Source organism: Allobaculum sp. (assembly GCF_047010065.1).
GTDB lineage: Bacteria > Bacillota_I > Bacilli_A > Erysipelotrichales > Erysipelotrichaceae > Allobaculum > Allobaculum fili.
In genome coordinates this window covers 1-10,551 of the sequence record NZ_JBKXLD010000081.1, presented here as the reverse complement: position 1 = coordinate 10,551, position 10,551 = coordinate 1, and the positions used below count along the sequence as shown (strand labels likewise).

Annotated in this window: 5 protein-coding genes; 4 read left to right on the top strand and 1 reads right to left on the bottom strand. The window is 49.4% G+C overall.

Features of this window, described 5'->3' with window-relative positions; genetic code table 11:
* Nucleotides 1-804: 804 nt before the first annotated feature.
* The 4 genes from ACLUYS_RS07595 to ACLUYS_RS07580 all read left to right on the top strand — a co-directional run bounded on the left by ACLUYS_RS07595 (nucleotide 805) and on the right by ACLUYS_RS07580 (nucleotide 9,790).
* Nucleotides 805-1,902, top strand: a complete 1,098-nt coding sequence (locus ACLUYS_RS07595) for an iron-containing alcohol dehydrogenase (protein WP_230268229.1) — start codon at nucleotides 805-807, stop codon at nucleotides 1,900-1,902.
* A gap of 577 nt (nucleotides 1,903-2,479) precedes the next feature.
* Nucleotides 2,480-4,012, top strand: coding sequence for an MGH1-like glycoside hydrolase domain-containing protein (locus ACLUYS_RS07590; protein WP_412659522.1), 1,533 nt, complete (start codon nucleotides 2,480-2,482; stop codon nucleotides 4,010-4,012).
* A gap of 15 nt (nucleotides 4,013-4,027) precedes the next feature.
* Nucleotides 4,028-5,548, top strand: coding sequence for an MGH1-like glycoside hydrolase domain-containing protein (locus ACLUYS_RS07585; RefSeq protein ID WP_412659523.1), 1,521 nt, complete (start codon nucleotides 4,028-4,030; stop codon nucleotides 5,546-5,548).
* A gap of 891 nt (nucleotides 5,549-6,439) precedes the next feature.
* Nucleotides 6,440-9,790 (top strand): beta-N-acetylglucosaminidase domain-containing protein, encoded by a 3,351-nt coding sequence (locus ACLUYS_RS07580; protein ID WP_230268225.1) that lies wholly within the window; start codon nucleotides 6,440-6,442, stop codon nucleotides 9,788-9,790.
* Nucleotides 9,791-9,967: 177 nt separating this feature from the next.
* Here the strand turns inward: ACLUYS_RS07580 and ACLUYS_RS07575 are convergent, their stop codons facing one another.
* Nucleotides 9,968-10,177 carry a hypothetical protein gene (locus tag ACLUYS_RS07575; protein WP_288340363.1) on the bottom strand — a complete coding sequence of 70 codons (210 nt, stop codon included), beginning with the start codon at nucleotides 10,175-10,177 and terminating at the stop codon, nucleotides 9,968-9,970.
* Nucleotides 10,178-10,551: the final 374 nt, after the last annotated feature.

Below are 10,551 nucleotides of genomic sequence, written 5' to 3'. Positions count from 1 at the left end.
ATTATCCCAAGGAGGCGGTCGAGAAAATACCCGTCTTTTATTTGACGCTTACTTCGCTAATCAAAATGCTCGGTTTTGATTAGCGAAAACGTTTGGAGTGCTTTTCACGAATGAAAATAACGAAATCGGATGAGCGAATAGCAAAATTTTTCTATTCATGCATGAACCAGGGATTTTTGGATGAAGGGATCAACGAAGAATGTACACCGCTTTAAACGTTCTGCCGCTTAGTGGCTGTCTGAATTGATGGCATGCAGGTAAAAGCGCGCGAAAAGAAAACTGTTTTTCGTGATCTTTTACTCTTTTTGGAGAGAACACTTCAAAAAAGGTGGAATCGGAAGCTGAGACTAAGGATTATTGTGAGCGAGAAAGGTGCATGTTTCCGGACTGCACTGGAGGAGTCACTCTGTGGCTCTTTTTTATAGCCTGCCTATAAATGAATTTTTGTCCTTCTCCTTTTCTCACTCTGGCTTTTTCTCACTCTGGCTTTTATTCTGGCGATAAAAATCTGAAAACTGTATCGCTTCAAATCCTGTTCGATTTATCGAAAAGGACAGAAATAGAATCCTCCTCGGGTTCTTTTTACAAAGATGGAGTCAGGAAAAGTCGGGTATGAACCGGGCTTTTCTGCACGCATTTGTCAGAATTGATATAAAGAAAGGTCAGTCGGCTGTACGAATGAATCGGTTCTTTCCGATCTTTTTGTGTCTGTATACGTTTTTCGCTGCCTTTTGAAAAACGGTCTTTATTATTCTTCTACGGGGAAATGGATCCCAATGGACAGCAGCCGGCTGGAATACAGTTATGTCAAAAACTCCAATTACTACCGATGTTCGAAGCGGCGCGTCGACTTTAAATGAACTGCCAGAAATACTCAGAAAATACGGAACGAAAGTCCTTCTGGTTCACGGCCATCGGCCTGTGGAAGACGGCCTGCTGCAGACCGTACGTCTCCTTTTGAATGAAGCGGGATTCCCTCATGCCAATATGGGACAGATCCTGCCGAATCCTAAGTACGATTCCGTAGTACGCGGTGTTGAAATTGCCCGTAAGGAAAAGTGCGACATTATTCTTTCGCTTGGCGGCGGATCGACTTTGCAGTGTGCAAAAGGCATCGCCGGCGGGCTGGGCGTCAAAGGCGATCTCAAGGACCTCTGGAATGGAAAAAAGAAACTGAAGAAAGCAGCGGTGATCGGTGCGGTTCTGACCGATCCAGCTTCCGGCAGTGAATTAGGCCAGAAGTGCACGCTCGTTCGCGGCGGAAAGCGGCATACGATGGTTTCTCCATTTTTCAAGAGTACTTTTGCGATTCTGGATCCTTGTGAGTCGCAGTATCCGTTTTATCCGACGATGAACCAGATTTTTATCCTGTACGCCCGCCTCTTTTTCGCCAGTCTGGTGTTAAAAGATGAACAGAAAACGCAGGCTCTGGAACTGCTGAAAAAACTGGTCGATACCGCAGCTGCGCTTTCGCGCAATATTGGCGATATTGAGGCAAGAACCCAGCTGTTCAGTATCGGCTGCCATGCCCATAAAGATCTGAAGCTTCCGGAAAACCCCGTGGAGCCGATTGGCGAAAAAATCGCTTTTAATGACTCTCTTCCAAACGGCACCGGACAGTCCGTTCTCTTCTTCGCATGGCTGAATACGCTTGAGGATGCCGACAAGAACGAAGTCATTCATATCGCAAACACGCTCGCCCAGCATACGGGCAGTGATACGCAGGTGACGACATTTGAAGACGCACTCGCTTCTCTGAAAGCCGGCCTGGAGCCGACCAAAATTCCGCTGACGTTAAAAGAGAGCGGCCTGAAAGTACACAGGAAGAAACTGCTCGCTCTGGCGGAAAACAAGGAACAGAAAGCCATTCTGAAACAGGCGATCGAACTGGATGCCAGATAGTCGGCAAGAGTCGACGGCTGATTCGAGTCCAGTTTGAAAAGAAATAGCGAAAAGACGCAGTGTTAAGGATTTACAGTCCTTGCACTGCGTCTTTTTCGTCTGGAAAAATCAGGAAGCAAAACGGATTGGGCTTCCGACCATTGGAACCCAGATCGACTGCCGCAGTCCAGAAAAAGAATGCGTTTTCGCATCGGACCGCAATCTGTTTTAATGGAACAATTGCGCCATTCAGAACTCTGGCGTGCGGCTGGACTTTTTTTCAAACGAATCGTTTCAGGAAAAGAAATTCGGCTCTTTCTGGCCGGAGAATTGCTTGCGGGAGAATGCGGATGCTGTGGGGATCTTGCACCTTTCAAAGTAAACAATCCCGGAAAAAGCAAACTTTTCTGACCAGATTCGACTAGCTTTAAAATTCGTTACCGCATTAAATTGACAAAGATAACATTCATCAAACACAGGTTGACGAAATTGTCTACGGACGGAAGTATAGATTCGAATGGAAAGGGATTACATATCTGCCGAAAATATATTTGATTAGGAATGCCTTTTCAAAGAGAGTGAAAGAAAGGAAAAACACATGAACTACAGACACACTGTGAAACGCTGCCTGTCCGCTGTGCTGGCAGGCGCTATGGCCTGCTTCGGCGTACAGGTCGCACGGCTCCAGACTGTTTTTGCTCAGGAGAACAGTTCTGACTACAGTCAGCCCCTGACTGATTTCAAAGACGTGCTGGACATTCATGCCAATCCGACCGAAGTGATTTATGGCTCTTACAGCACCAACTGGTTTAACAACTTTTCGGACCAGGGGGCATGGCACGGCTACTATCTCCCCAACAAAGAAGCCACCCAGACCCACGGAGGATTTGCCGGACCGGTCATTGTTGCCGAAGAGTATCCGGTCAATCTGTCCGACTCGATCAACAAGATCGATCTTGCTCTTGTCGATCAGAACAATACCGTGACGAATATTGATCTGAGCAAGATTCAGCCAGAAACCGCCTATTATCCAGGGCGTCTGGAACAGGTTTACAAAATCAGTGAAGATCTTTCCCTCGTTCTGAATCTGATTTTTGCGAACAACCGAACCGCACTGATCAAAGCGGAAATCCAGAACCATTCGGAAAACGATCTGAAACTGAAACTGTCCTGGGATGGTCACATTTTCTCCTGGTGGCAGTATGCGAATAACCCCAACTGCAAGACAGGTGCAACCCTCTCTGCTGAGAAAGACGGCGTCAAAGTGAACTTCCAGGATATTCGAAGCACCTGGAACTACATGACGACCAGCGAAAACTCCTTCGACATTGTTCTCGACCAGAAGGATCTCGATGTTACCGTTTCTGACGATCAGCTTTCCTACACCATTACAAAGGAAGAACCGGTTACTATTCCTGCCGGCCAGTCCTACACAGTTAACCAGACACAGTCCTGGACATTTACCGATGAAGAAAGAACCGAACAGAAAGCGCAGAGTCATACGTTCCTTTCCAATCCGGACGCTGCCTTCGAAGCCAACACGGATCGCTGGCAGGGCTATGTCGATACCATCTTCAAAAACGGAAACAATGCAACAACCCCCTACAAGCGCGCAGCTGTAAAATGCATTGAAACGCTGACTACCAACTGGTTCTCCGCTGCCGGTGCTCTGAAGCATGACGGCGTTGTACCGTCCATGTCCTATAAATGGTTCGTTGGCATGTGGGCGTGGGATTCCTGGAAACAGGTTGTATCGAACGCTGTCTTTGATAAGGACCTTGCGGAAAACAACGTCAGAGCCCTCTTTGACTACCAGATCCAGGACGATGATAAAGTCCGTCCGCAGGATGCCGGCGCCATCATCGACTGCATTTTCTATAACCAGAACGAAGACCGCGGAGGAGACGGCGGCAACTGGAACGAACGCAACTCCAAGCCGCCTCTGGCTGCATGGGCCGTTGCAAACGTCTACCGTCAGACAGGCGACAAGGAATTCCTCAAGGAAATGTATCCGAAGCTGAAAGCCTATCACAACTGGTGGTACACCAACCGTGACATTGATAAGAACGGTGTTGCCGAATACGGCGGCATGGTTCATGAAGTCTGCTACGACTGGGCCGGCTACGGCTAGCCGGTAGGAACCGTTATTGAAGGCGTTGGAACTGTCGGCGAAGACGGACAGGTTCTCGACAAGAACGGCGAAAGAGTCGTCTGCCCCGAAGCGGTTCTTGAAGCGGCTGCATGGGAAAGCGGAATGGACAACGCAACCCGTTTTGATATTGAAGGAAACGGCAAGGACGATATCGGTATTCAGGTTTACACCGTTCGCAACGATGAAGGCGATCAGATCGGCTACACGATCAACCAGGAATCCGTTGACCTGAACGCTTACCTGTACGCAGAAAAAGGCTTCCTTGCGGAAATCGCTGATGAAATCGGCTATACGCAGGATGCGGAAGTTTACGAAAAAGAAGCCAGAGAACTTGGCGATTACATCAATACCAAAATGTATGATGCAGAAACCGGATTCTATTACGATCTGCAGACTAACGAAGACGGCTCCGTTAAGAAGCTGCTTGTAAACCGCGGCAAAGGAACCGAAGGCTGGATTCCTCTCTGGGCCAAACTGGCACCGGCCGACAAAGCCGCGCACGTTGTCGAAAATATGATGGATCCAGGAAAATTCAATACGAATGTTCCGTTCCCGACGGCTTCCAAGGACAACGACAAATATGCACCGTCCAGATACTGGAGAGGACCGGTCTGGATGGACCAGGCATTATTCGGCGTCGAAGCTCTGCAGAACTACGGCTACGAAAGTGAAGCCAGTCAGATGACCCGCAAGCTGTTTGAAAACGTAGAAGGTCTGCTTTCCGATGGCGCCATCCGCGAAAACTACAACCCGGAAACCGGTGAAGGCCTCCATACGAAAAACTTCTCCTGGTCCGCTTCCGCTTACTACCAGCTGTATCAGAACGTGGTAACCGGAAACAACACGACGTCTCAGGAAAAGTTCGAAATTCCGGAATACGACGGCAGAACCGATCTGCAGAAGCTGATTGAAGAAGCCGGTGCTTTAAACAGCAGCAATTACACCGAGAAGTCCTATCAGGCACTCTCCGATGCCCTCAAGGCAGCCAAAGATGCCGTTGCCAATAAGAAGACAACCGAAGAAGAGCTTCTGAACGCCAGGGATGCGCTCCAGGAAGCCATGAATTCTCTGCGTCAGAACATCTACCGCATTTATAACCCGAACAACGGGGAACACCCCTTTACCGCCGACAAGCGCGAATACGATGTACTCGGCTCCATCGGATGGAATAAAGAAGGCATCGCCTGGATTGCCCCAGTAGAAGGCACTGAAATGGTAAGACTTTACAACAGCAACTCCGGTGAACACCACTACACCGCCAACAAGAAGGAAATCGAAGCACTCGAAAAACTGGGCTGGAAAAATGAAGGCGTCAAGTTCATGTCCGCTAAAGCAGATGATGAACACAGCGTAGTCATCCACCGCCTTTACAACCCGAGCGCAGGCTTATCCGCGAAGACCCAGGCAGGGGCACACCATTACACCAGCACGGATAAAGAACGCGATTACCTGATTCAGGCCGGATGGAACTGGGAACACCTTGATCAGGATCTGTTCTACGGTCTGACCGAATAATCCCAATTTCCAAATCGGATGAAACTCTGTAACTCTGACCCGTTCAGCCAGAAAGCTGGACGGGCTTTTTCAATAGAAAACGCGTACGCAAAACTGGCAGCCTAGTCCGCAAAGCCAGCAGCCAGGGCTTAATTATACGGAAATTCTCTCCGCGATTTTCGAAGAATCGTTTTGCTGAACAGGACAGACTGCAACACGCTGAGTTTCATTTCAGCAATTGTGGTCTGTCCTGTTTGTTTCTATACACCGGATAAATAAGAAAGCTGCGGAATGAATTGTGAATACGTAAATCGAAAATTGCAACGAGTTTATAATTATTATGCTTGGATTTGGATATATGACTGAAAGGGGTAACATTTTTTGCCCGATCGTATTGGAAAGGAAAACGAAAATCGTTAGACTGGAGATGGACTCTGAGGGAAGCTGAACATCTATTTCTTCTGTTCTAGTCCAGAAAAGGGGACCGTATCAAAGACGGGCCAATTTTCTGGGAGCGATAAGCGACAGATTTTCCCAAGGGAAATTCTGGAAACAGCAAAGCAAAAGGGCAGACCGGACATCGGGCGTCCGGCGTGAATGCGATTTTCGCATCCCCCTCCCTCAATGCGAATACAGAGAAAAAACAGGAACAGAAAGCAGGCAGGCCGATCGGGCAGATCGTTGTGCCGTCCTGGTGACTGTTCTTTCTATTGTTTATGGCCTTTTCCTATCGTTTATGGCCTTTTTGCATTTTCGGTTCGATCGAAGCAACGGGCAAAAAGAAAATGCGAGATGAATATCATTTTTTCTGTACGAAAAGACGCAAGTCTAAGGCGATCCGCCGACAGAGCGTTTCCGCCATGAATAAGGGCAGGCGGAAGAACATCTGGACGCGGATAAGAAAGGATTGGAATGAAAAAGAATAAAAAATCCTGGAGCAGACTGTATACGACCTTTGCGGCGCTGAGCGTTACGGCCGGTACGGTGTGCGGTCCAGTCTCTGTGCTGGCGAATACAGCTGCAGAGAAGCAGGATCAGGAACCCGCTGAAGTTTCGGTCTATCCAAGACCCCAGTCTCTGGAATATGACGGAACGGAAGGCATGAAGCTGCAGGGAACGGTCGATATCGTTGTCCACGGCACAAAGAATGAAGTTACGCTTAACCGTCTGAAAACCATTCTTGACGATCTTGGCGTTTCCTATCAGGTGACGGACCAGGTTTCCCCGGACCATGCAACAATTCTTCTGAGCGATGACGCAGACCATTGCGACGAGTGCGACAGCACGCTCGAAGGCACCACAAAAGAACAGGGCTATGCTCTGGTATCCGATAATGATGTGAATTCCAAAGGCACGATCGTCATTACCGGTCACGATCAGGACGGTGTGTATAACGGTGTCCTGACCCTCGGTCAGCTCCTTGAGCAGACCACAGAAGACGGCCGCTTCGCGGAAGTCTCCATTTCCGACTATCCGGATATGCTGCTGCGCGGAGCCATTGAAGGCTTCTACGGTATCCCATGGACATTCGCAAACCGAAAGAAAATCATCCAGGATACCGCCAAGTTCAAGATGAACACGTATATCTACGCGCCAAAAGATGACCCGTATCACAAGGACAGATGGAGAGATCTGTATCCAGAAGATCAGGCGCAGCAGATTCATGAGCTCGTAGAAGAAGCTCAGAAAAACAACCTGCACTTTATCTGGTGCGTCCATCCAGGCAATGGATTCAACTACAGCGGTGACGAGGATTACAACAAGCTGATTGCCAAACTGGAACAGCTGTATTCCCTTGGCGTAAGACAGTTTGGTATTTCCTACGACGACCTGGGCGGAAACAATGAAGGTACCGAACAGGCGACGATCATCAACCGCGTCAATGCCTACATGAAGGAAAAACATCCAGACGTAAGAAACATGCTGACGGTAGCCAAGCGCTATACCGACGGCTGGGGCTCGAGCTGGCAGACCTACCTGAAACCGTTCCTGGATACGCTCGATGACGACGTTACCCTGATGTGGACCGGTCTGAATACCGGCGGTGTTTGCGGAGCCAATTCCTTCAACGGCCCAAAAAACAATGTCGGCTACGATAAGCCGTTAGCCTTCTGGTTCAACTATCCAGTAAACGATATGGGCTATGGACGCCTGCTCATGGGCGAACTCGATGCCTCCCTCGTGGATCCGAATGTCACAGGACTGGCCGGCTTTTATATGAACCCGATGAACCAGGCGCAGGCTTCCAAAGTTGCCCTGTATCAGGGCGCGGATTACTCCTGGAATACCCCGGGTTTCCAGTCGCATGAATCCTGGCTGCGCGCCATCAAGGAAGTGGCCGGCGAAGAACATGCCGCTGCATTTGCCCGTTTCGCAGACAACACCAGCGGACATACTTTTGAAGACATTAAAGTCGGCGAATCTAAGGAACTTCAGCCAAAATTAACGGCTCTTGACACAGCTATTGCTTCAGGCAAAGGAATCCGCGAAGCGGTTATGGATCTGAAAGCCGAATTTAAACAGATGGAAGACGATGCCGTCGAGCTGAAAGGCATGGACGACGAACTCCTTCTGGGAGATATTTCTGTACATCTGGACGGCTACGAAAAGCTTGGACAGGCTGGACAGGCTGCCATGGATGGATTCCTGGCTGCTCTCGATCTGAACGCTGAAGGTATGACCACAGCCCAGACAACCGTTTCCAGTCTGCTTACGGAGGTCGACGCTTTAAAAGTGAATTCCATGGATCGCAACGGAAACATGACAAAGACAACCGCAGAAATCTGCGAAAAGTTCATTAAGCCGTTCCTGAGAAGCGTAAGCACCAAAATGCAGGCCGCATTCCGCTCTGCGCTCAATGTATCTGTAGAACCGCATCTGATTTCTTCGGATCCGGAAATTACCGGAACCATTTCTGATGATGCCGGTTCGCCATCGGCCACCTTCAGTGCGACCCTTGGCTACGGCGGCTATGCCGGATTCTCCTTTGGCGAACTGACCAAGATCAGCAGCTTCACTGCAGAACTTCCGGAAAATACCCGTCTGGAATATTCGCCAAACGGATGCGACTGGACAACCTTTACTGAAGACATGGATAACATGGACGTTACCTATGTCCGCATTGTGAACGAATCAACGACACCGCTCGTTCTCGAAAACTTCGTGATCAGTGCCGAAGGCATGTTCAAACCGATCGAACAGATGACAGCTTCCACCAACGTCTGCAACGGTTCGTACTATGAAAACTACAGACCAGCCAATGCGGTGGATGGCAATACGTCCACAAAATACTGGTCCGACGCTCCGGCTTCAAACGGCGACTATTTCCAGGTTGACTTAGGAACTGTAGTTCCAGTCGGAACTGCGTCCATCCTGTTTGGAGGCAACCCGAAAGGCGCCGCAAACGGAATTGACGGCTTCTCTTCTACACGCCTGCAGATTTCAGAAGACGGCGCTGTCTGGGAAACGGTCGGTGAAGATCTCCCGGTAGCCAGCTACGAATCCGTTACCAGCGGATCAAACACTCAGGCTAAGGCCAGCTTTGAAGTCGGCGGCAAAAAGGCTCGCTATGTCCGCTTCGTTGCGGCGCAGGCTCACGATTCCAACTGGATTCAGGTTTATGAAATCGACGTTCAGCAGAGCGGATCGACCGGCGGCAATACAGCTCTGAACATTGGTTCGACCAACACCGCCGGAAATATCGGATCGCTGTGCGACGTCAACCTCAATACCGCGTTTACCGTAGAAACCCCGGCAGAGGGCGACTATGTGATTTACAACCTCTCCGCAATCACCAGCGTGAAAACCCTGCAGATCCTGCAGAGCGGCGTGTCCAATGCCAAAGTCAGCGTGCAGACGTATGACGGAAACTGGAAAGAAGCTGGAACGCTCGATGCAGAAAACAAGAGCTTCGATATCAACGAACGAATCAAAGCCGTACGTCTCGACCTCAGTGCCGGCGAAGCTGCTGCCATTCAGGAAGTTGTTGTACGTCCGACCGACGAACTGATCAAAAATACGATCATGCCGCCAGTCGTACCGGAACTCTTCGATACCACCCTGCTGAAAACCGCACTCGCTAAAGCCGATACACTTACAGAAGACGACTTTGCCAAAGGCTGGGATGCCTTAGCCAAAGCAGTCGATGCCGGCGAAGACGTTCTTGCTCAGCACGACAGCCAGGAAGAAATCGACGAAGCCGCAAAAGCGCTCAACCAGGCGCTTCTCAATCTGCGCCTGCATCTCGGCGAGCTTCCAAAATAATCGGAGCTGCTCCTGATCCTGTAGAGTGCTGAAGAGCACGTAAGGACACAGGAAAATCCCGAAAAAGAAACACAAAACCAATTTCGGTTTGTACAGACCGTGCAGGCAATCCGGACAGATGAATCAAAGAATTGAATCTTCAGGACGTACTGCACAGAAATCAGGCCCTGTGCAGATTCAGAGTGATTTTGCAAATGCATAAGGACCGGCAATCCGCTCATCCATGAGCAGATGCCGGTCCTTTTCTTTGTGGAAACTTTCGGAACCACGGACAGCGGGAGAAAAAACGACAGGCCAAAAGGCTATGGAGGCAGAAGAAAAATCCAGCCTGAGACAGCCTGAATCAGAAAAAGTTTTCCTTCCTCTTTCTTCTTTGTCCTTTTTCATCTGCCTTTTTCTTCTGCCTTCGGCCTGAACGGCTCAAAGATTCCGTAAGCCTCCTGATCCGCAGCCGCAATTTTCAGTCCGCTGTCTCCATTGACAGGCTATTCGCAGACTGTACCAGATGCTCGTCCGGATTCTCTTTCCTGTTTATCTTGTCTGCACCCGCTTCACTCCTCAAAAATTCCAGCTTCTCAACATCCGATTCCAGCCGTTTTCAAAGCCCGAAAACGGAGCGAAAAACTGCGCGGAAAAAAGCATGAAAAAAAGTGGGATCAAACGCACCTTATTGCTTGCACGATAGCGGGAGCTGCGGTATAAATAAAAGGCTGTTTTTCTTCTCCAGCAAAAAAACGCGAGAGAGAAAAACAGATCGCTCA

Bases quoted from the DNA above. Each gene is read 5' to 3' on its own strand.
- ACLUYS_RS07595 (WP_230268229.1), top strand. From the start codon at position 805: ATGTCAAAAACTCCAATTACTACCGATGTTCGAAGCGGCGCGTCGACT.
- ACLUYS_RS07590 (WP_412659522.1), top strand. From the start codon at position 2,480: ATGAACTACAGACACACTGTGAAACGCTGCCTGTCCGCTGTGCTGGCA.
- ACLUYS_RS07580 (WP_230268225.1), top strand. From the start codon at position 6,440: ATGAAAAAGAATAAAAAATCCTGGAGCAGACTGTATACGACCTTTGCG.
- ACLUYS_RS07575 (WP_288340363.1), bottom strand. From the start codon at position 10,177: ATGAAAAAGGACAAAGAAGAAAGAGGAAGGAAAACTTTTTCTGATTCA.